22 protein-coding genes are annotated in these 24,227 nt (G+C 60.4%); 7 read left to right on the top strand and 15 right to left on the bottom strand.

Annotated features, from left to right (window positions below):
• Positions 1 to 136: 136 nt before the first annotated feature.
• The 7 genes from H6F58_RS16125 to tkt form a co-directional block, all read right to left on the bottom strand.
• Complete coding sequence (locus tag H6F58_RS16125; RefSeq protein WP_195182145.1) at positions 137 to 1,123, bottom strand: FAD-dependent oxidoreductase; 987 nt, start codon at positions 1,121 to 1,123, stop codon at positions 137 to 139.
• Positions 1,124 to 1,203: 80 nt separating this feature from the next.
• The gene (pgl, locus tag H6F58_RS16120; protein ID WP_195182144.1) at positions 1,204 to 1,944 is read right to left on the bottom strand and encodes a 6-phosphogluconolactonase; all 741 of its coding nucleotides are present in this window, start codon (positions 1,942 to 1,944) and stop codon (positions 1,204 to 1,206) included.
• Positions 1,934 to 2,875, bottom strand: coding sequence for a glucose-6-phosphate dehydrogenase assembly protein OpcA (locus tag H6F58_RS16115; RefSeq protein WP_146275292.1), 942 nt, complete (start codon positions 2,873 to 2,875; stop codon positions 1,934 to 1,936). The genes pgl and H6F58_RS16115 overlap by 11 nt, the downstream gene beginning before the upstream one ends.
• A complete protein-coding gene (gene zwf, locus H6F58_RS16110; protein WP_060701834.1) occupies positions 2,872 to 4,392 on the bottom strand; it encodes a glucose-6-phosphate dehydrogenase in 1,521 nt (506 codons plus the stop codon). Before zwf ends, H6F58_RS16115 begins: the two co-directional genes overlap by 4 nt.
• A gap of 7 nt (positions 4,393 to 4,399) precedes the next feature.
• Positions 4,400 to 5,974, bottom strand: a complete 1,575-nt coding sequence (locus H6F58_RS16105; protein WP_195182143.1) for a glucose-6-phosphate isomerase — start codon at positions 5,972 to 5,974, stop codon at positions 4,400 to 4,402.
• On the bottom strand, positions 5,975 to 7,078 hold the full coding sequence (tal, locus tag H6F58_RS16100; protein WP_195182142.1) for a transaldolase: 1,104 nt from the start codon (positions 7,076 to 7,078) through the stop codon (positions 5,975 to 5,977).
• 18 nt (positions 7,079 to 7,096) lie between these two features.
• Positions 7,097 to 9,211: a transketolase gene (tkt, locus tag H6F58_RS16095; RefSeq protein WP_146275290.1), complete on the bottom strand. Its 2,115-nt coding sequence runs from the start codon at positions 9,209 to 9,211 to the stop codon at positions 7,097 to 7,099.
• Between the two features lie 785 nt (positions 9,212 to 9,996).
• On the opposite strand from tkt, the gene H6F58_RS16090 reads away from it, so the two are divergent.
• Positions 9,997 to 10,944 carry a heme o synthase gene (locus H6F58_RS16090; RefSeq protein WP_060701830.1) on the top strand — a complete coding sequence of 316 codons (948 nt, stop codon included), beginning with the start codon at positions 9,997 to 9,999 and terminating at the stop codon, positions 10,942 to 10,944.
• A gap of 478 nt (positions 10,945 to 11,422) precedes the next feature.
• Here the strand turns inward: H6F58_RS16090 and H6F58_RS16085 are convergent, their stop codons facing one another.
• The 3 genes from H6F58_RS16085 to H6F58_RS16075 are packed head-to-tail and all read right to left on the bottom strand — an operon-like array spanning position 11,423 to position 14,106.
• Positions 11,423 to 12,361: a COX15/CtaA family protein gene (locus H6F58_RS16085; protein ID WP_060701829.1), complete on the bottom strand. Its 939-nt coding sequence runs from the start codon at positions 12,359 to 12,361 to the stop codon at positions 11,423 to 11,425.
• 30 nt (positions 12,362 to 12,391) lie between these two features.
• Positions 12,392 to 13,153, bottom strand: a complete 762-nt coding sequence (locus tag H6F58_RS16080; RefSeq protein ID WP_060701828.1) for an ABC transporter permease — start codon at positions 13,151 to 13,153, stop codon at positions 12,392 to 12,394.
• Complete coding sequence (locus H6F58_RS16075; protein WP_060701827.1) at positions 13,150 to 14,106, bottom strand: ABC transporter ATP-binding protein; 957 nt, start codon at positions 14,104 to 14,106, stop codon at positions 13,150 to 13,152. The genes H6F58_RS16080 and H6F58_RS16075 overlap by 4 nt, the downstream gene beginning before the upstream one ends.
• Before the next feature lie 189 nt (positions 14,107 to 14,295).
• On the opposite strand from H6F58_RS16075, the gene H6F58_RS16070 reads away from it, so the two are divergent.
• From H6F58_RS16070 to H6F58_RS16045, 6 genes are all read left to right on the top strand, one after another.
• Positions 14,296 to 15,081 (top strand): metalloregulator ArsR/SmtB family transcription factor, encoded by a 786-nt coding sequence (locus H6F58_RS16070; protein ID WP_060701826.1) that lies wholly within the window; start codon positions 14,296 to 14,298, stop codon positions 15,079 to 15,081.
• Positions 15,078 to 16,538, top strand: coding sequence for a Fe-S cluster assembly protein SufB (gene sufB / locus H6F58_RS16065; RefSeq protein WP_060701825.1), 1,461 nt, complete (start codon positions 15,078 to 15,080; stop codon positions 16,536 to 16,538). The genes H6F58_RS16070 and sufB overlap by 4 nt, the downstream gene beginning before the upstream one ends.
• A 2-nt stretch (positions 16,539 to 16,540) precedes the next feature.
• Positions 16,541 to 17,821, top strand: coding sequence for a Fe-S cluster assembly protein SufD (sufD, locus tag H6F58_RS16060; protein ID WP_084793209.1), 1,281 nt, complete (start codon positions 16,541 to 16,543; stop codon positions 17,819 to 17,821).
• 61 nt (positions 17,822 to 17,882) lie between these two features.
• Positions 17,883 to 18,641, top strand: coding sequence for a Fe-S cluster assembly ATPase SufC (sufC, locus tag H6F58_RS16055; protein WP_060701824.1), 759 nt, complete (start codon positions 17,883 to 17,885; stop codon positions 18,639 to 18,641).
• Positions 18,642 to 18,651: 10 nt separating this feature from the next.
• Positions 18,652 to 18,996: a metal-sulfur cluster assembly factor gene (locus tag H6F58_RS16050; RefSeq protein ID WP_060701823.1), complete on the top strand. Its 345-nt coding sequence runs from the start codon at positions 18,652 to 18,654 to the stop codon at positions 18,994 to 18,996.
• A 228-nt stretch (positions 18,997 to 19,224) separates the two neighbouring features.
• Positions 19,225 to 19,569 (top strand): metal-sulfur cluster assembly factor, encoded by a 345-nt coding sequence (locus tag H6F58_RS16045; RefSeq protein WP_060703402.1) that lies wholly within the window; start codon positions 19,225 to 19,227, stop codon positions 19,567 to 19,569.
• Positions 19,570 to 19,587: 18 nt separating this feature from the next.
• Here the strand turns inward: H6F58_RS16045 and H6F58_RS16040 are convergent, their stop codons facing one another.
• From H6F58_RS16040 to H6F58_RS16020, 5 genes are read right to left on the bottom strand one after another with little or no spacing between them, the layout of a single operon-like run.
• The gene (locus H6F58_RS16040; protein ID WP_060701822.1) at positions 19,588 to 20,751 is read right to left on the bottom strand and encodes a thiolase family protein; all 1,164 of its coding nucleotides are present in this window, start codon (positions 20,749 to 20,751) and stop codon (positions 19,588 to 19,590) included.
• Positions 20,748 to 22,184: a class I adenylate-forming enzyme family protein gene (locus tag H6F58_RS16035; protein ID WP_195182141.1), complete on the bottom strand. Its 1,437-nt coding sequence runs from the start codon at positions 22,182 to 22,184 to the stop codon at positions 20,748 to 20,750. Before H6F58_RS16035 ends, H6F58_RS16040 begins: the two co-directional genes overlap by 4 nt.
• A gap of 4 nt (positions 22,185 to 22,188) precedes the next feature.
• Entirely contained in the window at positions 22,189 to 22,764 is a 576-nt protein-coding gene (locus H6F58_RS16030) for a biotin transporter BioY (protein WP_060701820.1), read from the bottom strand.
• Between the two features lie 39 nt (positions 22,765 to 22,803).
• On the bottom strand, positions 22,804 to 23,415 hold the full coding sequence (locus H6F58_RS16025) for an energy-coupling factor transporter transmembrane component T (RefSeq protein ID WP_060701819.1): 612 nt from the start codon (positions 23,413 to 23,415) through the stop codon (positions 22,804 to 22,806).
• Complete coding sequence (locus H6F58_RS16020; RefSeq protein ID WP_084793207.1) at positions 23,412 to 24,101, bottom strand: ABC transporter ATP-binding protein; 690 nt, start codon at positions 24,099 to 24,101, stop codon at positions 23,412 to 23,414. Before H6F58_RS16020 ends, H6F58_RS16025 begins: the two co-directional genes overlap by 4 nt.
• Positions 24,102 to 24,227: the final 126 nt, after the last annotated feature.

Below are 24,227 nucleotides of genomic sequence, written 5' to 3'. Positions count from 1 at the left end.
TTGAAGCGTCATCGAGGATCCCATGCACGGCTGGTGCTGGTGTTTTGCCTCCTGGATGCACCGGGGAAGCCGGTGCGCTGAGCCGAACATATCCTGCGATGGAAAACGGGGTGTTGACAGGGCGTGAAGTCCGGGTTTACTGGTGCGTGGCTTGCGCCGGGGCATCGAGCAATTCCACCACGCGCTGCGCTGTGCCCCAGGAGAGGGTGACCCCGCCGCCACCGTGGCCATAGGCCGCGATCACCGTCATGTCCTGGCCGGAAACCCGTTCCAGGCGGATCGTTTCCCGCGCAGGGCGCAGTCCGACCTTGTGCTCCAGAACCTCGCAGCCGGCCAGTTGCGGAACCAGGCTGATGGCTCGGGCGAGCATCTCGGAAGCTGTTTGCGCATCAACTTCGAGGTTGGTGTCGTGGGCGGCATCGGTGCCGCCCACGATGATGTCATCGCGGCGCGGAATGATGTAGCAGACGCCCCCGGGGTGGTCGTCATCGCTGAGCCAGTTGCGCAGTCCCGCGGAATTGGCCAGCCGGATCACCTGGCCGCGAATCGGATACACGCTGTGGTCATCGCCCAGCAGTTCGGCTGAGCGCATCCCGCCGGCAAGCACCACCGCATCGGCGCCGGCCCGCAGATCGCCAATGGCATTCACGGTACGCTGCTCGAATTCCACGCCGTGGCGCTGGCACTGGTCCTGCAGCCAGGAAAGGTAGGTGGGCATCGTGATGACCGGGACCGTGCCGCTGGTGGCGCTGAGCGCGCCTTCGGGCAGCAAGGCGGCGTCGACCACCTCGGAGTCGGCCACATGCTTGGCCCAGGAGCGATCGGCGTCCGCGCGGCGTTCGATATCCATGCCGAAGCGCAGGTCGACGCCGGTCTCCGGAATCAGGGACAGGGCCTTGAAGCGGGCCAGGGTTCGAGCCAGCAGCACGTCGGCGGCGGGGGAGTTCTCCGAATGATAAGGGAACCAAATGGCAGCTGAGATGGCCGAGACGGTTTGCAGCGGTTCCTGGTCGCTGATCACGCGCACCTTGTGGCCGTGCGAGGCCAGCTCGTGTGCGGTGGACAGGCCGATGACTCCGGAGCCGATGACGGTGACGTTGAGCGGGGAGGGCAATTCTGGCATGAAGATCCTTGATGACGGTGTTTAGCGCAAAGGCCGGCCCCGGGAACCAGGGGTTCCGGGAGCCGGCCTTGCGGTGCTCGCTAGAGCAGTGTTGATGCGGCGCGATCCACGATCCAGCGGGTGGCTTCCGTGCCGTGCACGGCGCTGGCCGGGACGGCCGCCTCGTTGATTTCATGGGAGGCCGCGGCCAAGGCGGGAGCCTTGTCGGCGCCGGCGACCACCAGCCACACCTCGCGAGCGGTGTTGATGGTCCCCATGGTCAGGGTCACCCGATGCGGTGGCGGCTTGGGGGAGTCGTGGACCGCGATGGCCCCGAGCTCATCCGAGCGCGTGTGGTTGGGGAACAGCGACGCCACATGCGAATCCGGCCCCATGCCCAGCATCAGCACGTCGAAGACGGGCGAGGCCGATCCTTCCGGCGCTTCTTGCGCCAGCAGCTGCGTGTAGGCGGCGGCGGCCTGCTCGGCGCTGTCGTACTGGTCGCTGGCGCCCATGGCGTGCACGGTGCCGCGGTCCAGGCCCAGCTCATCCAGTGCAGCAAAGAGCGGCTCGGCCTGCAGCACGTTGCGATCGGCGCTGCCGCTGTCGACAAAGCGCTCGTCACCCCACCAGAAGTGCACCTGGGACCAGTTCACCGAAGTCCTGGCCGGGTTCTGCGCGAGAGCCACGAGCGAAGCGATGCCCAGGGTGCCGCCGGTGACCACAATGTGCGCGACGCCACGGGCGGCGATCGCGTCGGTGATCGAGGTGATCAGCCGGGCGGCGATGGCGTGCGCCGTGGAGGCGACATCTTCATGAATGGTGATTTGCCTAGCGATCACTGGGGACAACGCTCCTGAGGTTGGTGAGGTTCAGGCCCTTGGTGATGACTTCGCCGAAGACGTCGTCGGCATCCAGCCGGCGCATTTCCTCGGCGAGGCATTCGGCCACCGAACGCCGCGGCAGCGAGATCCGCTGCGGGGCAGAACCAGGCAGGTACAGGTGGGCCACCGCGCCGGAAGGGCGCGAGAGCTCCACGTCCCCGTCTTCGCGGGTCAGCCGCACGCTGGACAGGCCGCCGGTGGTCTTGTCCGCGGCAATGGTCACCGGAACATCCAGGCACATGGTCAGCCAAGCGGCCAGCAGCGTGGTGGACGGGGAATTCTCCGAGCCCTTCACGGTGATGCCGGTCAGGCCCGCGGTGCCCACCAGGTCGATGATGCTGGCCAGCTGGGCACGCCAGAAGGTCAGGCGGGTCCATGCCAGGTCGGTATCGCCGGCCTGGTAGGTCTCGATGCGGCCAAAGAGCGAGGCGGTAGGGTCCTCCATCTCGGCGGAGTCGGTGATCCGCCGGTGGGCGAGCTTGCCCAGGGCCGTGCCGTAGGGATCTTTCGGCACGCCATGCGGCCACCAGGCCACAATCGGGGCATCAGGCAGCAGCAGGGCCGAGATCAGTGCCTCGTCGGCCACCACATCCGGGCCGTAGGTGCGCATGACGATGACCTCGGAAGCGCCGGCGTCGCCGCCCACGCGGATCTGCACATCCAGGCGGTTCTTCTCGCTGGCATTGCCGCGCACTACCACGATGATGCGGCAGGGGTGCTCGCGGCTGGCCAGGTTGGCGGCCTCGATGGCGTTCTCCGCAAATCCCTCGCGGGTGATGACCACCAGGGTCAATACCCGGGAGAGGGCTACCACGCCGTGGGTGCGGCGCGAGGAGATCAGCTTCTTGGCCACCTTGGAGGTGGTGGTGTTGGGAAGATCGATCATCATGGGCGTCGCCACGTCCTTCCATCTTTGGCCATCAGCTCATCGCTGCTGGCTGGGCCCCAGGATCCCGGAGCATAGGGATCAGGCTGGGTTGGCTGCGCTGCCCAGTATTCCTCGAACGGATCCAGGATGCGCCAGGACTGCTCCACCTCTTCATGGCGCGGGAACAGCGGCGGCTCGCCGAGCAGCACGTCCAGGATCAAGCGCTCGTAGGCTTCCGGGGAGGATTCGGTGAAGGCGTTGCCGTAGCCGAAGTCCATGGTGACATCGCGGATCTCCATCTGGGTGCCGGGCACCTTGGAGGAGAAGCGGATGGTCGCGCCCTCATCGGGCTGCACCCGGATCACAAACGCGTTCTGGCCGAACTCGTCATCCTCGTGATCGGTGAACAGCAGGTTCGGAGCCTTCTTGAAGACCACCGCGATCTCGGTGACACGTCGTCCCAGGCGCTTTCCGGCGCGCAGGTAGAACGGCACGCCGTCCCAGCGGCGGGTGTTGATATTCAAGCGCACCGCAGCGTAGGTTTCGGTCTTGGACTTCGGGTTGAAGCCTTCCTCGTCGAGGAAGCCGACGACTTCCTCGGCGCCCTGCCAGCCGGAGGTGTACTGGCCGCGCGCGCTGGCGGCACCCAGATCCTCAGGCAGCTGGACGGCGGTGAGCACCTTCTCCTTTTCGCTGCGCAGGTGATCGGCATTGAAGGAGATGGGCTCCTCCATGGCGGTCAGCGCCAGCAGCTGGAGCAGGTGGTTCTGGATGACGTCGCGGGCCGCGCCCACGCCGTCGTAGTAGCTCGCGCGTCCGCCGATGCCGATGTCCTCGGCCATGGTGATCTGCACGTGGTCCACGTACTTGTTGTTCCACAGCGGCTCGAACATCTGGTTGCCGAAGCGCAGGGCCAGCAGGTTCTGCACGGTTTCCTTGCCCAGATAGTGGTCGATGCGGAACACCTGGTCTGCAGGGAAGACGGATTCCACGATCTGGTTCAGCTCGCGGGCGCTTTGCAGGTTGTGGCCGAAGGGCTTTTCGATGACCACGCGTTCCCAGCCCGGGTTTGAATCGTTGGCCAGGTGGTGCTCGGAGAGCTTCTGGCAGACGATTTCGAACCAGCTGGGCGGGATCGAGAGGTAGAAGGCGTGGTTGCGACCGGTGGAACGGGACTCCGCCAGCTCGTCGAGGGTTTCGGCGAGCTTCTGGTAGGCGTCGTCATCGTCGAATGCGCCCGAAATGAAGCGCATGCCGGAAGCCAGCTGGGCGAACACCGTTTCATTGAACGGGGTTCGGGAACTGGCCAGGATCCATTCACGGGCCTGGTTCGCGAAGTCCTCGGCGCTCCAGTCGCGGCGGCCGAAGCCGACGATGGCAAAGTTTGGGGGGAGCAGCCCGCGGTTGGCCAGGTCATAGACCGCTGGCATCAATTTCTTGCGGGCAAGGTCGCCGGTGATTCCGAAGAACACCAGCGCGCCCGGACCGGCAATGCGGTTAAGCCGCCGGTCGCGGGCATCGCGTAGTGGATTACTCATTGGTGCCTTACTTCGCTGCCTCAAGCAGGGCAGCGATTCCGGCTGCACGGTCCGTGAGGTTCACGCGCAGCACTGGGCGGTTGTGCTCGGCATCCGAAAGCACTGCGCCATCGCCGATGGCCTGGGCAGTGATCAGGGAGCCGAAGGAGTACGGACGATCCGGGATGTCCAGGTCGTCCTGGTGATCGGCGGTAATCTGCAGGAACACGCCCTGGGCCGGGCCGCCCTTGTGGTACTGGCCGGTGGAGTGCAGGAAGCGCGGGCCCCAGCCGAAGGTGACCGGGCGTCCGGTCTTTTCGGCGAAGAGGTCGCGCAAGGCCTGCAGCTGGCTGTCGGAGGTGCGGTTCAGGTACGCCTGGATGGCGAAGTATCCGTCTTCCGGCAGCTGCGCGGTCAGCTCATCCAAGGCAGCGTCCAGCGTGCTGGCGGTGGTGCCGAACAGCTGCACCGATCCGTCAACAGCATCAGGCTCGGCGGCCGCCGGGGCCTCCAGCATCGAGCGGGCTGCCACCTTTGCGGCCTCGACATCGGGCTGGTCGAAGGGGCTGATGCCCAGCAGGTAGCCGGCCACGGCGGTGGCGTACTCGAAGATCATGAACGCGGTGCCCAGCGGCGCGCTGAAATGCACCGCGGTGGCTTCCTCGTCGATCTGTTCGGGAAGTTCGTCGTAGACGAACAGCGGCACCACGTCGGCAGGCAGGTTCTTCAGCTCCGGTGCATCAACATGGGCGGCTACGGGCAGCACGCCCTTGCCGTCCTTGCCGGTGGACTCGGCGATGAGCTGCTCGGCCCAGTCGCCAAAGCCTGGCAGCGCGTCGCCAACACAGGCGATCAGCAGCTTGTCGCGGCCTGCGGTCGCCATGGCGGCACCCAGGTGCAATGCCAGGTTGTCCTCGTCGTCCGAGGCCAACACGTCATTGACCAGCCCGGATTCTTCCACCAGGGCTTCGATGTCCGCGCCGGCCAGGCCCGAAGGCACCAGGCCGAAAGCGGTCAGCGCCGAGTAGCGCCCGCCGACATGCGGGTCGGCGTTGAAGACCGCGCGAACACCCTCGGGGTTGTCCATTGGCGATCCCGGATCGGTCACCAGCACCAGGCGGGTGGCCGGGTCGATCCCGGCAGCCTGGAAGGCGGCGGTGAAGGCGCGTCGCTGCGAGTCGGTTTCCACGGTGGAACCGGACTTGGAGGAAACGACCACTACGGTGCGCTCCAAGTCGGTCTCGACGATCTGCTTGACCATCGATGGATCGGTGGTATCGCAGATGACCAGATCCACTTCGTCGTGCGCGGCAATGACCTCGGGGGCCAGCGAGGATCCGCCCATCCCGCACAAGACAATGCGGGTCAGGTTCTCCTGCTGCAGTTCTTCGCGCAGTTCCAGAATGGCTGGAATCAGCTTGCCAGCTGCCTCGAAGGGGTTGACCCAGCCCAGGCGGATAGCGGATTCTGCCTCGGCCGCAGGTCCCCAGACGGTGGGGTCCTGGGCTGCGATGCGGCTGCCAACTTTTGCTTCAATGAGCTTTGGAAGCAGCGCATCCACCGAGGCCAGTGCCTCGCCTGAGGTCACCAAACCTAGTTCCATTTACTTGGCTCCCTTCAGTGCGACCGACATGTCTTCGAGCAGCTCGTTCCAAGCGACCTCGAACTTGTCTACGCCCTCGACCTCAAGCAGGTTGACGATCTCGTTGTAGTCGATGCCCTGGGCTGCGAGCTTGTCCAGCACGCGGTTGGCGGCATCGTAGCTGCCAGCGATTGCATTGCCGCGGATTTCCGCCTCGGCTGCGGTGGCATCCAGGGTCTTTTCCGGCATGGTGTTCACAGTCTGCGGTGCCACCAGCTCGGTGACGTACAGGGTGGATGGGTAGGCAGGATCCTTGGCGCCGGTCGAAGCCCACAGCGGACGCTGCACGTTGGCGCCGGCGGCTGCCAGCACCTCGAAGCGCGCCGAGGCGAAGGACTCCTCGAAGACCTGGTAGGCGAGGCGGGCGTTGGCCACGCCGGCCTGGCCGCGCAATGCGGCGGCTTCCCCGGTGCCGATGGCAGCCAGGCGCTTGTCGATCTCGGTGTCCACGCGGGAGACGAAGAAGGAGGCGACCGAGTGGATCTTGGACAGGTCCAGCCCCTTGGCGTGGGCCTTCTCCAAGCCGATCAGGTAGGCGTTGATCACTTCGCGGTAGCGTTCCAGCGAGAAGATCAGGGTCACGTTGACGGAAATGCCTTCGGCAATGGTCTCGGTGATCGCTTCCAGGCCCTCAAGGGTGGCTGGGATCTTGATCAGCACGTTTTCGCGGTTCACGCGCTCGTACAGGGCCTTGGCCTGGGCGATGGTTGGCGCGGTTTCGTGGGCCAGGCGGGGATCAACCTCGATTGACACGCGGCCGTCGAAGCCCTTGGAGGACTCGTAGATGCCCTTGAACAGGTCGCAGGCTGCGGCTACGTCGTCGCTGGTGATTTCGGTGATCGCATCTTCAACGGACTTGTCGCGCTGTTCGGCAATCGCTTCGCCGTACACCTCGGCCTTGGAGAGCGATGCGGCGAAAATGGCAGGGTTGGTGGTCACGCCAACAACGTTCTTCTCTTCGATCAGCTTGGCCAGCGAGCCGCTGGTCAGGCGTTCTCGGGAGAGGTCATCGAGCCAGATTGAAACGCCGGCATCGGAGAGGGCCTGGGTATTTGGGTTGCTCATGATATTTGCTTCGGTTCCTTACTTTGCGGCGTTCTGCACGGAGGTTTCGGCGGCGGCGACTACGGCCGCGGTGGTGATGCCGAATTCCGAGTACAGCTTCTTGTAATCGGCGGAAGCGCCGAAGTGGTCCAGGGAGATGATCTCGCCGTTGGCGCCGACCAGCTCGCGCCAGCCCTGGGCTACGCCTGCCTCTACGGACACGCGGGCGGTGATGGCTGCCGGGAGCACCTCTTCACGGTAGGCGGCATCCTGCTTGGCGAACCATTCCAGCGATGGCAGCGAGACCACGCGGGCGGCGATGTTCTTGGCGGCCAGTTCCTCGCGAGCCTCAACTGCCAGTTCCACCTCGGAACCGGTAGCCAGCAGGATCACGTCTGGGGTGACCTCTGCGCCGTCGCGCACGGCTTCGGCCAAGATGTAGCCGCCCTTCAGGGTGCCTTCGGCGCCGCGGAAGCCGGTGGCCGCGCGGTCGTAGATTGGCAGGTTCTGGCGGGAGAGCACGATGCCCGATGGGGTATCGGTCAGTTCCAGCATGCCGCGCCATGCGTAGGCAACTTCGTTGGCGTCTGCAGGGCGGACCACGTCGAAGTTCGGGATGATGCGCAAGCTGGCGAGCTGCTCTACCGGCTGGTGGGTCGGGCCGTCTTCGCCCAGGCCGATCGAGTCGTGGGTCCATACGAAGATCGATGGAACGCCCATCAGCGCAGCCAAGCGGATGGCTGGGCGCTGGTAGTCCGAGAAGATCAGGAAGGTGCCGGAGAAGGCGCGGGTCGGGCTGGAGAGCACGATGCCGTTGACGATCGACGCGGCGGCGTGCTCGCGGATGCCGAAGTGCAGGACGCGGCCGTACGGGCTGGCGTCCCACGAAGCGGTGGAGCGGCGCTCCGGCGCGAAGGACTTGGCGGTGTCGATGGTGGTGTTGTTCGAACCGGCGAGGTCGGCCGAGCCGCCCCAGAGTTCTGGCAGCTCATCGGCAATGGCGTTGATGACCTTGCCCGAAGCCGAGCGGGTGGCCATGGTGGAGCCTGGCTCGAAGACTGGAAGCTTTTCGGTCCAGCCCTCAGGCAGCTTGCCCGATTCAAGGCGCTCCAGCAGGGCGGCCTGTTCAGGGTTGGCAGCCTTCCACGAGTCGAAGTCCTTGTTCCACGAGGCGTGCAGGTCTGCACCGCGGGTGACGACTTCGCGAGCGTGATCCAGGACTTCCTGGTCGATGTGGAAGTTCTTTGCTGGATCGAAGCCCAGGACCTCCTTGAGGCCGGCAACTTCCTCGGTGCCCAGCTTCGAGCCGTGGATGCCGCCGGTGTTCTGCTTGGTTGGCGCTGGCCAGCCGATGACGGTGCGCAGGGCGATGATCGACGGGCGGGAGGTCTCGGCCTTGGCGGCTCGGATGGCCGCATCCAGTGCTGCCATGTCCTCGACGTATTCGCCGGTGACGGTCCAGTCAACGCGCTGGGTGTGCCAGCCGTAGGAGTCGTAGCGGCCCAGCACATCTTCAGTGAAGGCGATGTCGGTGTCGTTCTCGATGGAGATCTTGTTGTCATCGTAGATCACTACGAGGTTGCCAAGTTCCTGGTGGCCGGCGAGCGAGGAGGCCTCGGAGGTGACGCCTTCCTGCAGGTCGCCATCGGAAGCGATGACGTAGACGGTGTGGTCGAATGGGCTCGTCCCGGCTTCAGCAGCTGGATCCAGCAGGCCGCGCATGCGGCGCTGCGAGTAGGCGAAGCCCACGGCGGAGGCCAGGCCCTGGCCCAGCGGGCCGGTGGTGATCTCGACGCCGGCGGTGTGGCCGTACTCCGGGTGGCCCGGAGTCTTGGCGCCCCAGGTGCGCAGTGCTTCGATGTCTTCCATTTCCAAGCCGTAGCCGGAGAGGAACAGCTGCAGGTACAAGGTCAATGACGTGTGACCAGGGGAGAGAACGAAACGGTCGCGACCGATCCAGTTCGGATCCTTCGGATCGTGGCGCAGGTGCTTCTGGAAAATCAGGTAGGCAGCCGGGGCCAAGCTCATTGCGGTACCGGGGTGGCCATTGCCAACTTTTTCAACAGCGTCGGCTGCCAGGACACGGGTGGTGTCGATGGCCTTACGATCCAACTCGGTCAGTGAAAACTCTTCTACTAAGGATTCAGTCGCCACAGCGGCGTTCCTTCCATTCAGGCTCGGACGGGAGATATCTCCCGCTGACACGCAATACGCCGTCGCCTCCTATATGTTCCTGAGCTCGTTGAAGACCAGAAATATGTAGGTTGCGACGGCGCAATCTCGTCCAACTCTATCGCGAAAACGATGTGTGAGGTGATGGTTATAGCAAGATGACGCGCAAGTTTATTTCCGCCGTGTAACGGTTGATTCGTTCCGGAGAGAAAGCCGGTGGCTGCCGCCTTCAGTGCCGGGCATCGTTCGGTGCTCGGCTGGGAACCAGCATCCATAGCCCAGAAGCCTCTTGAGACCTGCGGCACATGAGCTCCACTGTGGGTTTGAACAAAATTGAAAATTTGTAACGATGCGTTAAATCAAATTCAGGTGCTGTTGATTCGGTAGTGAGCGTTGCGGTGGAAATCTCGCTACGACTCGAAATCAGCGGTGAAAAAATTGTTCAGCCTTCAATTATTCATTACCGAAAACGGAATGGCTCAGGTGTCCGAATGTTGATATCAGATGACGGTGTTCGCTGTTAGGTGAGCGGTTGGTCGTGGCCTCGGAGGCGGATGGTGCACAGGTCATTTTCGACTAGCTGGGGAATTTTCGCTATTGCGGAATGGGAATTGAGGGGTTGACCAAGGTCACGAACTTTTGCCGATGAACTATACGCGGGGGAGTTTCAAAGAATTTCTATCAGGCGTAGAATGATTGTGTCTGTCTTGTACCCGTGAAGAACTGAGTGCGTTTAATTGAAGACTCAAAGTGTCGCCGGAGCATCAGTGCCACGCGCCTCGCGTCAGCCTGGTGAAAGCACCGGAGACTATGTGAAGCGCAAGGCCAGCGCCTACGTGGCGTTGACCAAGCCTCGTGTCATCGAGTTGCTGCTGGTGAGCACCTTCCCGACCATGATTTTTGCCCAGCGCGGATTCCCTTCGTTGTGGCTGATGATTTCCACCCTTGTGGGTGGTGCAATGGCTGCTGGGGCGTCAGGCGCTTTCAACTGCTATATCGATCGCGATATGGACAAGTTGATGAAGCGCACCAAGGGGCGTCCTCTGGTCACCGGCGACTTGACTCCCAAGGAAGCGCTGATCTTCTCCTGGGCACTGGCGATTGCTTCGCTGGTGGTGCTGTGGGTCGGAACAAACCCACTGACCACCGCCCTCGGTCTGGCAGCAATCCTTCTGTACGTGGTCTTCTATACGATCATCCTGAAGCGACGCACGGCTCAGAATATTGTCTGGGGCGGTATCGCAGGCTGCATGCCGGTGCTAATCGCCTGGGCTGCTGTCAAAGAGACCATTGAATGGCCGGCAATCATCCTGTTCCTGGTCATCTTCCTGTGGACGCCACCGCACTACTGGCCGCTGTCCATGAAATATGCAGACGACTACAACGCCGCATCGGTGCCGATGCTCGGGGCAATTGCCAACGCCCGCCGCGTATCTGTTCAGGTTGTTCTCTATGCCTGGGCCACCGTAGTCTGCTCGCTTCTGCTGGTGCCACTGGGCCACGCAGGCATCGTCTACACGGCCATTGCCGGCGGTGCTGGCATCTGGTTCATCTACGAATCGCATGTCCTTTACCGCGAAGCACAGGGCGACCACAAGCCTGCGGTAGTCAACCGCAAGGCGATGAAGGTCTTCCATATCTCCATCACGTACTTGTCGATTGTCTTCTTGGCTCTCGCCATTGATCCTTTTGTGGGAAGCCCGCTCTTCGGCTAGCCACCGAATAATTCACAGAATTCTTAACTTGCCCGGCCACCCGATCACTTGGATCGGGTGGCCGGGTTTTTGGTGCCAGTGGCAACTAAACGGAGGACCGCAGGTCGGCTATAGGGAATCTGCGAAGTCCATTATTGCTCGTGGACGTTGCATCCTCTTGAGCTAGCAAGGCAGGGGACGGCGGGAGGCAAATGGAAATTCCCGTGCAGGACGCGTGAACCTGACGACCTTTTGGTGCCCAAGCTGCGTCAAGTGCTCATGATGGAGGTCCGCTCAGAATTCTTGCTGCCAGGTTTCGCTTTCAACATAGGGCGTCAAAGCAACAGAGCCTTTAGGCACTGCTGTTCGGCGTCCTTGCAAGTACTGCCGACGGAAAATACTGAGCTGGATCTCAGCTGATATCAGTTGCGTTCGGGCGCTAAAAAGCACGCGTGGCCAGGCAACGAAAATGCCTGGCTGCGCGTGCTCTACTTTGTGACTAGTTATCGACCCGCTGGTACTTGGGAAGAAGCGTTGCTCGATCCCAGGCATCAGTGCTGGATACCAGCAGCAGGCTGGCCCCAAGCATGTGCAGTAGTACCAAACCGATTGGCAGTCCGGTGAAGTGCTGGGTATATCCGATAGCTGCTTGGAGAAGAATGACGGCCACGAGCCACCATGCGGATGCGCGCAAACGGTCATTGCCACCGGTCTTGTAGGCCAAGACCAGCAAGGCGGCGGTAGCGATGATCAGCAAGTAAACCGGAGCAGTGTGCATGCGGGTGACCAGCAGTGGATCAAACATGTGCCGCGGAGTCGTCGCGTCACCTGCATGCGGTCCTGTTCCGGTGACGATCGTGCCCATGATGACTGCCAGAATGCCGAAGATCCACGCAGCCGTCGCAGTCTGGCGAATGGTCTTGGTTGTTGGCGGATTCTCCTGGGCCTTGATTTCTGCGCGTGTGCGGTTGACCAGCAGGGTAGCCAGGATCACCAGGGTTCCAGAAAGCAGGAAGTGCAAGGACACGACCCAAGGGTTCAGCCCGGTCCATACCGTGATGCCACCGATGACACCCTGTGCTGGAATGCCCAGCAGAAGAGCCAGTCCCAGCTTGAAAACGGTCGAGTGCGTGCGCCGCATGGACCAAACCGAGAGCAGGAACCCGATGGCGATCGCCAAGAGAACAAACGTCAAAGTGCGGTTGCCGAACTCGATGATGCCGTGGATTCCCATCGCAGGAACCGGCGTCATGGAACCGGGAACACAATTAGGCCAATGCGAGCAACCGAGGCCGGACTCGGTGAGGCGAACTGCGCCACCGGTCACGATGATGCCCACCTGAGAGATCAGCGAAGCAATCGCGAGGCCGTGCACAAGGCGGGTGACCTTCGTTGGCAGCTTGTCGGCCCAGCTTCTAGTGGCCAGGTCTGAAGACATGGAAATCTCCCTTGAGGATGTGTGTGGTGGTTAGTTCCATTTGAAGAGCTTGATGGCGGCAAATGAGCCAGCAGCCGACCAGAGAACTAGGAAAATAAGTCCAGCGATGCTGAAGTGGCCCGAGATTAGTGCCTCGCGCATGGCATCTCCAAGCGCTGCAGATGGCAAAGCGTTGAGCGTTGGCTGAATCCATGCTGGTGCCATGCTCAGTGGATACAGCACGCCGCCTGCACCGGCCAGGAGGATCCAGGCCAGATTGGTAATGGCCAGCGTCGCTTCTGGGCGGACTGTGCCCGCGATGAGCAGGCCGAGCGAGGTAAATGCTGCCGCGCCGAGCAGCAGGAAGAGGATTGCGGGAGCAATGCCCCAAGCATTCGGTTCCCAGCCCATGAAGAGCGCGACCACCGTAATGAGCACTACTTGAATCAGCAAGACCGTGAGCACTGCAATGACTTTGCCGAAAATCAGGCCAGTCTTGCCCAACGGCGTCGTGGAGAACATTTTCAGTACGCCGTAGCGCCGATCAAATCCGGTGCCAATTCCTTGGCCGGTAAACGCCGTCGAGATCACGCACAATGCCAGTACACCTGGAACTGCAGCATCAATGCTTCGCTCGGCAACTCCGTCAAGAAGATCGGTGAGCGTGAGTACCACTAGCGCGATCATCGGCATGACCACCGCGAGGATCAGCTGTTCCCCGTTGCTCAGCATTTGCAAAGACTCATACTTGCCTTGGATGAGAATGCGCTTAAATGGCGACACGGCGTTGCTTGCTGTTATTTGTTCGCTCATGCGCGTTCCTCCTTCTGTGCGAATTCGAGGAATACGTCTTCGAGGCTTCGTGACTGCAGGTTCAGTTGTGATGGCAGGATGCCTTCTCGGAGCCACCAGCTCGTAAGCCAATGCAGGTGATCGGGGGAGCTGACACCGTCCAATCGATATTCACCGGCTGAGGTCTCTGAGAGATATAGCCCGGCTGGCGGTTCGGGCAGAACCAGGTTGACCGGAGCTGCGAAGGATATCGGGCGGGCGTCCTGGTCTTCGGCGGCACGAGCGGTCAGTTCAGCCACCGTTCCCTGCGCTACCGTGCAGCCCTTGTCGATGATGTACACGTAGTCGCTGAGGCGCTGCGCGTCATCCATAAGGTGCGTGGTGAGGATGATGGCCTTGCCGGCGTCGCGCAATTCGGCGATCAAGTCGAAGACGACTTGGCGCGATTGCGGGTCGAGGCCTGCGCTTGGTTCATCGAGGAAGACAACTTCGGGGTCCCCGGCGAGGGCCAGGGCCAGTGCGACCCGCTGCTTTTGGCCGCCGGAGAGCCGGCGGATGGTGCGCGTCCCAAAGGATTCGAGGTCCAGTCGGGTGATCAGCGCATCGATGTCAATGGGGTTTCGGTACAGGGATGCGACGTGCCGCAAGAGCGGGACCGGTCGCATCGATGGCGGCAATCCGCCGTCTTGGAGCATGACGCCGACTCGCGAGCGAAGTTCAGGGTTGTCGCCGTAGGGGTTTTGACCCAGCAGCTCAATGGTGCCGCCTTCTGGCTGCAGAAGGCCCTGGGCACAGGCCAACGTAGTCGACTTGCCGGCGCCATTGGCCCCGAGAAGAGTGGTGACTTGGCCTGGATAAGCCTTCAGGGACACCGACTCCAGGACGCGCAGCATGCGGTTGTCCAAGGCGGGAACTGGCCCTAAATCTTTGGCCAGTTCATTGATGATGAGACTGGGGGTTACGGAAGACACCAAAACATTCTACGACATGTCGAACTCCTGTTTTTGAGGACTGTGTCACCAACACTCGCCACCGTTGCGCGTGAGCGAGAGAATAAAAAGGTGCCAATAGTTAATAAGGAGTAGATCGATAAGTGGGCAAGCTCTCCCTTAGTAAGTCCTTCCTTACTAGACCTGGCGCAAAAATTTACGCATGATTGTGTTGTGTATTCATCAAATTTAGACTCACCTAGTGGCTCCACTGCCGACACGGTTGGTGCAGTTGGGGATACCGAGGAACGCACGCGCGATCGCGTCCTTTACGCAGTACTAGAGGACGGGCCGGTCAGTGCCGCCGAGCTTGGCAACAAGCTGGGTTTCACGCCAGCTGCGGTTCGCCGTCACCTTGATGCGCTGTCAAAATCAGGGCTCGTTGAGGTGAAACTGGTAGCAAACCAGAAGTCGGGCGCCGGGCGCCCGTCTCGTCGCTACGTGCTCTCGCACCGCGGCCAGACGAAGCTTGGCAACGACTATTTGGAAATTGCTACCGATGCATTGAAGATGCTTGGCGATGCTGCCGGTGACGATGCGATCCGAAAGTTCGCGCGTAATCGATTCGCCGAAATGGAAACCCGGTACGCCAAGGCGTTGGCCGGGGTTGAAGGGCTGGAAGCACGAGCCGAAGTGCTAAGCAACTTGCTTAGTTCCGATGGGTTCGTGGGGTACACCCGAAAAGTTGATACGAAAGTGGCAACGGCCTTGATGCACAGCGTTCAGCTGTGCCAGGGACACTGCCCGATACAAGACTTGGCACGAGAGTTTCCGGTGTTTTGCGACACCGAAACTGAAATGTTCGCCCGGTTGCTGGGTGTCGATGTTCGACGATTGTCGACCTTGGCCGGCGGCGGACACGTGTGCACGACCCACATCCCTGTGGGACGTGGAAAGGCGCCAATGCGCGCCGAGAAGAGAACTCGAATTCAGTTCACGAAGCAGGAGAGGCCGCGATGACGGATCAGATTGCACAGGAGTCTGCCGACCCAGGTGTAATTTCCGAAATTCTGGAGAAGAACCCCGAACTCCACGGAATCGGCAATTACGAATATGGCTGGTCAGATAAGAACGACGCGGGTGCAAACGCTCGCCGCGGCGTCGACAAGGACGTTGTGGCGAATATTTCCGCCCTCAAGTCCGAGCCAGAATGGATGCTGGAGCGCCGCCAGAAGGCGCTGAAGTACTTCGATCGCAAGCCAATGCCAACCTGGGGTCCAGACCTCTCGGGCATTGATTTCGACAACATCAAGTACTTCGTTCGCTCCACTGAAAAGCAGGCTGCGACGTGGGACGAACTTCCTGAAGACATCAAGAACACCTACGACAAGCTGGGTATTCCCGAGGCTGAAAAGCAGCGCCTGGTTTCCGGCGTGGCTGCCCAGTACGAGTCCGAGGTTGTCTACCACCAGCTGCGCGAAGACCTCGAAGCCCAGGGCGTCATCTTCCTCGACACCGACACCGGTTTGAAGGAACACCCTGAGATCTTCGAAGAGTACTTCGGCTCGGTCATTCCAGCAGGCGACAACAAGTTCGCTTCGCTGAACACCGCTGTGTGGTCCGGAGGTTCCTTCGTCTACGTTCCCAAGGGCGTACACGTTGAGATCCCGCTGCAGGCCTACTTCCGAATCAACACGGAAAACATGGGCCAGTTCGAGCGCACCCTGATCATCGCCGATGAGGGCTCGTACGTTCACTACATCGAAGGTTGCACCGCCCCGATCTACCAGTCGGACTCGCTGCACTCCGCGGTTGTGGAAATCATCGTGAAGAAGGACGCGCGCGTTCGCTACACGACCATCCAGAACTGGTCGAACAACGTATACAATCTGGTGACCAAGCGTGCCGTTTGTGAAGAGGGCGCAACCATGGAATGGGTCGATGGCAACATCGGTTCCAAGGTCACCATGAAGTACCCTGCGGTCTACCTCGTTGGCGAACGCGCCAAGGGCGAGACCCTGTCCATCGCCTTCGCCGGCGAAGGCCAGCACCAGGACACCGGTTCCAAGATGGTTCACATCGCTCCGAACACCTCCTCGGCAATTGTGGCCAAGTCGGTGGCTCGCAACGGTGGCCGCTCGGCCTACCGCGGCCTGGTCCAGGTCCAGGAAGGCGCCAAGGGCACCAAGAACTCGGTGGTTTGCGACGCGTTGCTGGTTGACCAGATCTCGCGTTCGGACACCTACCCATACATCGACGTTCGCGAGGACGACGTGACCATGGGCCACGAGGCGACCGTCTCGCGCGTTTCCGAAGAGCAGCTGTTCTACCTGATGTCCCGCGGCATGGCCGAGGACGAGGCAATGGCAATGATCGTGCGTGGCTTTGTTGAGCCAATCGCCCGTGAGCTCCCCATGGAATACGCGCTCGAACTGAACCGCCTTATTGAACTTCAGATGGAAGGATCGGTCGGCTAAGAATGTCGGAGACCACCACCCATATCCCGGATGAGAAGGTTCGCATCGGCGCTCCGTCCATCCCTGGTTTCACCGAAGAGGGCGAAGACCTTTCGCCGATCAACGACAACGACAATTCGCCCCTGGGCGGAGCGTCGGCCAAGGCGCACAGCCATGGCGGCGGCGTTGGCGTGCCGGATTCCTCGCGTGCCGGTCGCTTGACCAGCACCAACGTTGAGGATTTCGCCAAGCTGACCGGTCGCGAAGAAGATTGGCGCTTCACCCCGCTCAAGCGGCTGAAGGGCCTGCACAGTGACGAGCTCACTGGCGCGGCTCCCAAGGTCGAGCTGACCGGCAACGGAATCGCAACTTTGTCAGCCGTGTCGGCAGATGACGCGCTGAACGGCGTGGCGCACACCCCGGACGACCGTGTTTCGGCCAACGCTTGGAAGTTCGCTTCCGAGACCCAGGTGCTGACCATTCCCAAGAACGCCGAGGGTGCCAACGCCAGCGTTCGCATCACCGGAGATTCGCTGGCTCCAGCAGCTCAGCACCTGATCGTTGTGGCTGAGGAAAACTCGGAAGCCACCGTGATCCTGGACCACGTTGGTTCGGCAGTTCTGGCCCAGAACGTTGAATTCGACGTTCGTGCCAACGCTCGCTTGACCGTCGTGTCCCTGCAGGCTTGGGAAGATGACGCAGTGCATGCGTCCTCGCAGCAGGCTCTCGTCGCCCAGGGCGCATCGTTCAAGCACATCGCAGTTTCCTTCGGTGGCGACCTGGTTCGCGTGAACCCCTCGGCTCGCTTCACCGGCGAACGCGCGGAAATCGAGCTGTACGGCCTGTACTTCGCCGACGCTGGGCAGCACCTGGAGCACCGCTTGTTCGTTGACCACGCCGTGGCCAACTGCAAGTCGAATGTTCTCTACAAGGGCGCGCTGCAGGGCAAGGACGCGCACACCGTCTGGGTTGGCGATGTGCTTATCCAGAAGGACGCTGTTGGCACCGATTCCTACGAAGCTAACCGCAACCTGGTGCTGACTGACGGCGCACGCGCCGATTCGGTTCCAAACCTGGAAATCGAAACCGGCCTGATTGATGGTGCCGGACACGCATCGACCACCGGTCGTTTCGACGATGAGCACCTGTTCTACCTGATGGCTCGCGGTATCGATGAAAAGACCGCCCGCCGCTTGGTAGTCCGCGGCTTCCTGAACGAGATCGTTCAGCAAATCGGCGACGAAGCTCTGCAGGAGCGACTGACCGACACCATCGAAGAAGAATTGGCTGCTACCGAGAACTAGGTAGCGCTCGCTTCACCAGCTTTTTAGCCTCAGAGCTTTTTAGAAAGAAACGGATCGACGTATGTCTACTCTGGAAATCAAGGACCTGCACGTCTCGATTGAAACCGAGCAGGGCGAGAAGGAAATTCTCAAGGGTGTAACCCTCACCATCAACACCGGCGAGACCCACGCAATCATGGGCCCCAACGGTTCGGGCAAGTCGACCTTGGCTTCGACCATCGCTGGCCACCCGCGCTACACCGTCACCTCCGGCAGCATCACCCTCGATGGTGAAGATGTTCTGGAGATGAGCGTTGACGAGCGTGCCAAGGCTGGCCTGTTCCTGGCTATGCAGTACCCAGTCGAGGTGCCAGGCGTAACCATGACCAACTTCCTGCGCACCGCCAAGACCGCAATCGACGGAGAAGCTCCGAAGCTGCGCACCTGGACCAAGGACGTCAAGGAAGCCATGGGCAAGCTGAAGATCGATGCCGACTTCGCTGGCCGTAACGTCAACGAAGGTTTCTCGGGCGGCGAGAAGAAGCGTGTTGAGATCCTTCAGCTCGAATTGTTCAAGCCAAAGTTCGCGGTTCTCGACGAGACCGACTCTGGCCTGGACGTTGACGCGCTGAAGGTCGTCTCCGAGGGCGTTAACCGCGCCCAGGCCGAGAACGACATGGGCACCTTGCTGATCACCCACTACACCCGCATCCTGCGCTACATCAAGCCAGAGTTCGTGCACGTGTTCGTTGACGGCCGTGTCGCTGAACAGGGCGGCCCGGAACTGGCTGACCGCCTGGAAGAAGAAGGCTACGACCGCTACCTGAACGTCAAGGCCTAAAGGTAATTTCATGAGTGAATCAACCGAACAAAGCCAGGGAGCCGTCTCGACTCCGCTGGAAGATGTTGAGGAAGCGCTAAAGGACGTTATCGACCCGGAGCTCGGCGTCAACATCGTCGACTTGGGGCTGCTCTACGGCTTGAAGTACGCAGAAGACGGCGTACTGCTGCTGGACCTCACCCTGACCACCGCGGCTTGCCCACTCACCGATATTATCGAGGAGCAGGTAGCCAAGGCGTTGGAGAGCGTCGTGGATGACCACCGCCTGAATTGGGTCTGGATGCCGCCATGGGGTCCAGAACGCATTACCGACGATGGCCGCGATCAGATGCGAGCCCTCGGCTTCAACATCTAAGCTCGACAAATCAACACGAATGGCTGCTTTCATCCGATATGGATGGAGGTGGCCTTTCGTGTTTTAAATTATCCGGTCTTGGCCCGCCAAGGCTGAGCCAACATGAACGATCGCACCTGGCCGGTTTCCCAACGCAACGAGACTCCGATTGGCGTTAGAAGCAAAAACGTGACTATAGTTTCGTTTAATAGAATTAGGGGAACCTTAGAATGATAGGTGGAGTCGTTGATGAGCGAAACAGCACCAACTGCAAATAGTAAGATCGCACGCCCCATAGGCGAGATAGCGGAGGCCCTCAAGGACGTTATCGACCCAGAACTTGGTGTCAATATCGTTGACCTGGGACTCGTTTATGCCTTGCGTTTCGTTGAGGGTGCCGTGCTTGAAATCGATATGACTCTGACAACGCCAGCGTGTCCGCTCACGGACATCCTTGAAGAGCAAATCAGCCAAGCCTTGAAAAATCTTGTCACCGTACACCACATAAATTGGGTGTGGAGCCCGCCATGGGGCCCAGAACGCATCACCGGCGAAGGGCGAGAGCAGATGCGGGCACTAGGTTTTAATATCTAGGGTCGAAACCGTTCGACGTCAAGAAACAACGGACTCGAAGGCGATGGCGCTTCCGGTTCCGCCAGCAGCTGCCATCAGCGCCAGGGCCCGCTGGCCAGGAAGGCGAAGTTTGCTTGCCTGCCAAAACAGCCTTGTGGTCAATATGGCGCCACTTGCCCCATAGGGATGACCCAGCGCCAGTGCACCACCTTGACGATTCACTGTGGTTGAATCGATGCCCAGCTCTTCGAGGCAAGCCAACGCCTGCACGGCGAAAGCTTCATTGAATTCAATCAAGGGCTCATGAACTGGCTGGTCGCTGCCCAGCATCCTTGTCAGCTTCTGATAGGCCGGTACGGCGGCCATGCCAAGAATCTCGGGATCGCACGCGCCAGATGCCGAAGACAGGTACCTCAACGCGAATGCCGGGTTCAAGCCCTGCAGCACCTTTTCGCTCACAATCAGCACAGCGGCAGCACCATCGTTGACAGGGCATGAATTTCCCGCTGTGACGCTCCCGCCCTCCACAAAAGCTGGCTTAAGGGCCGCAAGCTTCCTCGGGGTGAGCGAAGGTCGAGGGCAGGTGTCCTGGGCAATGAGTCCCGTTGACGTGTTTACCGGCAGCAACTCATCGTGGAACAGTCCTTCTGCCTGGGCCCCTATGGCTCGTGTGTGGCTTTGCAAAGCGAAGGCATCTTGGCGTTCCCGGCTGATTCCGAGTCGGGCAGCGATGTTTTCTGCCGCGACACCCATATCGGGATCGGCGTCGGGAGCTGGAGTGAACCTTGCACGCGAATACAGCCTGGGCGGACTTGTGACCGATTCTTGCTTCTCAACCCTCCAGGGAGCGGTGCTGACCGACTCGACTCCGCCAGCTAGAACGATGTCGGCCTCACCACAGCGAATCATTCGGGCACCAGCAGCGATGGCCTCCAGCCCACTGGCGCATTGGGCATCCATGCTGGTAGCGCTCACCGTTTGAGGCAATGCTGATGCAAGTGCCGCAACGCGGGCAATGTTTCCTCCAGGCCCGGCAGCATTGCCCAGATACACATGATCGACTTTGTCCGGGCTTAGCCCTGCCCTTTCCAATAGGGCTGTGAGCAAGGGGGCGAGAAGCTTGTCGGCGCTGATCCGTGCGTATTCCTTGCCGGCTCGCACAATTGGCGTGCGAAGCGCGCCAATCACATAGGCGTTATTCATCGTAATCGTATTCTCTTGACTATTTCTGGGGCATCATCCGCCAAGTGCGCGACAGACGTTTTGCCGCTAAAGGCCTGGGGCCAGTCTTCCAAGAAGATGACCTCGTGTGGCATCTTGAAAATCGGCAGTTGCTTAGCAAAGGCATTTTGGATAATTTCACGCTCGAGAACGGGGGAGCGGACGTACGCGACCAGGCGCAGTTCACCCTCTATGCTTTCGAGGCGAATTTTGGCTTGATGAACATTCAACTTCGAGAGTACATCGAGCAGTTCCGATGGGTGAATGTTGTTGCCGTGCAGATTCAGCATGCCATCGTCGCGGCGGATGAAGGTAATGCGTTGATCGGTGGATTGGATGGCCATGTCCAGAATGCTGGTCGAATTGTTGCACCGGGCAATGGGTGGTGCCGTTTGCGGGTCATAGCCGGCCGCGTTAAAAGGGCTGTCTACGTAGACAGTGCCAATTCCCGTATCCGGATCGAGGTCATGCAGGTGAATTGAAACGCCTGGGAAAAGCCGGCCTGAAAAACTGCCCCCGTTTTTTTCATCGGGTTCTCGATAAGAGTAGGCGATGAGGCTATGTTCACTGCTTCCGAAGTACTCGACGCAGGAATCAAGCGCGGGCAGGCCATAAAGGCGTGCAACGAGCGGCGCAGATAGTGATTCACCGCCACTGACGACCCAGCGGATCGTCGATAGCAGTTCTGCTTCCACATGGGCAAGGAGCCGGTCAAGTATTGTCGGCACGCTGACTATTCGGTTGCACCTAACGCGTCCCAGCAGGGATCTGGTGTCTTGAACGCTCCATCGTCCGGTGCCCGCAAATGTTCCACCGGTATGAATCGACTCGACCAGCGAGTAAAGGCCAAGACCGTGCGAAATTGGCCCGGGGGACAATGTAATGGCTTCTTCCGTGGCTTCCAAGACGCAGGCGCCGCCTGCCACGGAGTCCTGCCATGACGCCGCGCTCCTGATGATGGCTTTGGGCCGGGAGGTGGTTCCCGAAGTGCAGATGATGAGAAGTTCCCGGTCATCGGGATGCTGGTGCGCAACCCACGGCCCTGCATCGGATGTATCCGGGATCCTTAGGGTAGTCGCCGGGATTCGCGGGGCGAGTTCGAGGACATCATTTGCCATCACGTGGCTGCAATTGAGGGTTCTGATCATCGAATGAAGCAAGGCTGCAGGCCATGCCGGATCCAGGACAATCAGGGTCTTTCCCGCCAGGGCTGCGCCGTGAAAGGCAACAGCCATCGTGGTCGGGTCGCTGGTCAGAATGCCAACGCGCTGCTGCGCTAGTTGGTGCAAAGTACCAGCAAGATGCTGGGCGCGCCCTGCAAGCTGGGCGTAGGTCAACTCGCCACGGGGAGAGATCACCGCAGGCTTGTCGGGCCAGCGATCTGCCCAGCCCGCAAGGGCATGCCAAAAGTCCATGCTGCTAGCTCATCAGCCCGCGGTAACTGCGGTGAACGGTGAGAGCGACAAGCGTCGTAACAACAGCCTTGAACAAGTCTCCGGGGAGGAAAGCGGCTGATCCAATGAGCGAGGTGCCAAAATCAAGACCCGTAATCGCCGCGGTCCAAGGGACGCCACACAAGTAGATAACACCGATTCCGCCGATGATGACGGAAGCAAGTCCTGCAAGCAATCGCGTTGCATTTCCAGTCCTGCGAAGAACCCAGTACTTGAAGAGCAGGCCAATAACCAGTGAACCGAATACCCAGCCGACGAGATAGCCACCGGTGGGGCCGAGCAGCACTCCCAGCCCCCCGCGTCCACCTGAAAGCAACGGCAGGCCTGCGATGGCAAGGACCACGACGACCAGCGAGGACATGGCTCCGCGCCACGGGCCCAGAAGCGCTCCGGCCAGCATGACGCCCAGTGTTTGCAGGGTAATTGGCACAGGAATGATGCCCACGGTGATAGGGGGAAGCAGGCCCATTGCTGCGATCATTGCGGCGAAGAGGGCAACGTAAACCGTGTTTTTGGTTTGCGAAGAAGAATTCCGAGACATTGGGGTTCCTTGATGTTGCGAGTGTGATGCTGGTGAGGTTCAGCGCTGATGGGGTGCTGGGTCTGAATCATAGCCACGGGCATCTAATGCCTCGGCTGTTTCTTCAGCAATTTTCAATGACCTGATGACCAGCGGCACGGTCACCGCCAGTGGATTGTTGGCCAATCCGCGAGCGTGCTGGGCTTCGCGAACTTCTACGTACACCTTTTTAAGTTCTGGAATGAAGCGAATGGTCATCGAAAAAGCCAAGGCAATTTGCGCTGGATTCCCGCCTACGAAACGAATGGGAGAAGCGACTTGCTGAAAGAGCTCCAGCATGGCTTCAAATTTTGTCGTGAGGCTGACCGAGTACGCAAGAAGGCACATGGTCAGCAGCCGCAGGACCGAGCGCAACGCGTTAAGCCAGTCGGTTTGAATCCCGAGCAGAACAAAAACAATACCGAGGATGACGGTGATCGAGATCAGCGGCAAACGAAGCTGTTTTGGGTCAACGCGAGCTGAGAGCAGCAACCCGGCACTTGCGATGAACAGCGCCAACAGAACTATCCACGAAGTGATCAGATACAGCGCTATGCTCAGAACCAGCAGGGCACCGAACTTCCATCCGGGCTTGATTCGCGCAAGGTACGACGAGTTATTGGCGGCGATCATGCGTGGCTCCATTGCCGGTAATGAGCTATCGCTTCGGCGGGATCCCCATCAAACGCGATCGTTCCATCGGTGATCACGAGGACGCGTTCGAAATCCTCAAGAATTTCCAAGTCGTGTGTCACGACGATGGCTCGCTGGGATAGCTTGGCGATTTCATGCTGAAGGGCCAGCCGATTGCGTAGATCCAGCATCGTTGTTGGTTCGTCGAAGACGATAGTGCGCGGCCGCATTGCCAATACCGAAGCGAGTGCCACCATTTGCTGTTCGCCACCCGAGAGCGTATGGCTCTCGCGATCCGCCAGATGCGAAATATTCAATTCGTCCAGAGTCTCGGCAACGCGCTGTTGCCGCTCGGATTTGGGCAGAGACAAGTTCTTCAGGCCAAACGCGATATCGTCGGAAACGATGGGCATGATGATCTGATTGGCAGGATTCTGGAAGACAAACCCAACTTCCCGCCTGATCTGCTTGGAATGCTGCCTGGTGTTCAGCCCTCCGACATGGACGGCCCCGTCGGTTGGCAGCACGAGCCCATTGAGCAAACGGGACAAGGTGCTTTTGCCTGCCCCGTTGGCGCCAATCACGCCAATGCGTTGTTCGTCGAGACTGATGCTGACGTCCCGGAGTACTGCCCGATCGTCGTAGCGAACGGAGACGTTCTCCAATCGGATTGACAGTAGATCCACAAGTGCTCCAGCGTGATGCTCAGGGCTCAGTATTGCTCAGCAACGAAAACTGCCTCGCCTAGGCCAACTCTATCGATGGTTGAATCGCCATCGGTTAAGAGCATACTTGATCACTGTTCAATTGTC

This window comes from Glutamicibacter sp. FBE19 (assembly GCF_015524875.1).
GTDB lineage: Bacteria > Actinomycetota > Actinomycetes > Actinomycetales > Micrococcaceae > Glutamicibacter > Glutamicibacter halophytocola.
Note: the sequence above shows the minus strand (reverse complement) of the source record. Positions and strands in the feature narration are given on the sequence as shown.